Annotated in this window: 2 protein-coding genes; both read left to right on the forward strand. The window is 68.6% G+C overall.

Features of this window, described 5'->3' with window-relative positions; translation table 11 throughout:
* Positions 1 to 7 precede the first annotated feature (7 nt).
* Positions 8 to 889, forward strand: coding sequence for an ABC transporter permease (locus tag PMI12_RS27770; protein WP_042674635.1), 882 nt, complete (start codon positions 8 to 10; stop codon positions 887 to 889).
* A 5-nt stretch (positions 890 to 894) separates the two neighbouring features.
* On the forward strand, positions 895 to 1,399 hold a 505-nt coding region (locus PMI12_RS27775; RefSeq protein ID WP_007839330.1), incomplete at its 3' end, for an ATP-binding cassette domain-containing protein.

Below are 1,399 nucleotides of genomic sequence, written 5' to 3' on the forward strand. Positions count from 1 at the left end.
GCGACATATGAGCTCCGTCATCACTGCTCCGAGCGCTGCGGCGCTCGTCAAGCTCCCCGGCTTCTGGCAGCGCGCGCTGAAGCACCGCAGCTTCGTCATCGGCGGCGTGCTGGCCGCGCTGCTGCTCGTCGCCGCCCTGGTCTCCTTCGTGTGGACGCCGTGGTCGCCGTATGCGATGGACATGGCGAACAAGATGCAGGCGCCCTCCGCATCGCATTGGCTCGGAACCGACGCGTTCGGCCGCGACGTGGCTTCGCTTCTGCTGGTCGGCGCGCGCGCATCGATCCTTGTCGGCGTGATCGCAGTCGGCATCGGCCTCGTGGTCGGTACGGCGCTGGGCCTGCTGGCTGCCGCCAAGCGCGGCTGGGTCGAAGAAGCGGTGATGCGGCTGTCGGACTTCACGCTGGCCTTCCCCGCGATCCTCTCGGCCATCATGATGACGGCGGTGTTCGGCGCCGGCATCGTCAACGCGATCATCGCGATCGGCATCTACAACATCCCGACCTTCGCGCGCATCACGCGCGCCTCGGCCAACGCCATCTGGTCGCGCGAGTACGTGGCCGCCGCGCGCGCCTGCGGCAAGGGCAGCTTCGCGATCACGATGCAGCACGTGCTGCCGAACATCTCGGCCGTGCTGATCGTGCAGATCACGATCCGCTTCGCCATCGCGATCCTTGCAGAGGCCGCCCTCTCCTACCTGGGCCTGGGCACGCAGCCGCCGCAACCCTCGTGGGGCCGCATGCTCAGCGAAGCACAGACCCTCATGTTCCAGCAGCCGCTGCTGGCCGTCTTCCCCGGCATGGCGATCGCCTTCGCTGTGCTCGGGCTGAACCTCCTGGGCGACGGGTTGCGCGACTTGCTCGACCCGCGCCTGGCCAGAGCCCGGTAAGCGCCATGCCCCTCCTCGAAGTCAACAACCTCCAGATCGGCCTGCAGACCCAGCGCGGGCCGGCGCAGGCCGTGCGCGGTATCTCGTTCTCGCTGGAGCGCGGCGAAACGCTGGGCATCGTCGGCGAATCGGGCTGCGGCAAGTCGATCACCGTGATGTCACTGATGGGCCTGCTGCCGTCGAGCGCCAAGGTCACGGGCAGCATCAAGCTCGACGGGCAGGAACTCGTCGGCCTGCCCGAGAAGCAGATGTGCCAGATCCGCGGCAACCGCATCGGCATGATCTTCCAGGAGCCGATGACGGCGCTGAACCCGGTGCACACGATTGCGCGCCAGGTGGGCGAGCCTCTGCGGCTGCACCGCGGCCTGGCCAAGGAACAGGCCCGCAAGGAGGCGTTGAGCCTGCTCGACCGCGTGGGCATCCCCGACGCGGCCTCGCGCCTCGATGCCTATCCGCACCAGTTCTCCGGCGGCCAGCGCCAGCGCATCGGCATCGCGATGGCGCTCGCCT

It is taken from the genome of Variovorax sp. CF313, from assembly GCF_000282635.1.
Lineage (GTDB): Bacteria > Pseudomonadota > Gammaproteobacteria > Burkholderiales > Burkholderiaceae_C > Variovorax.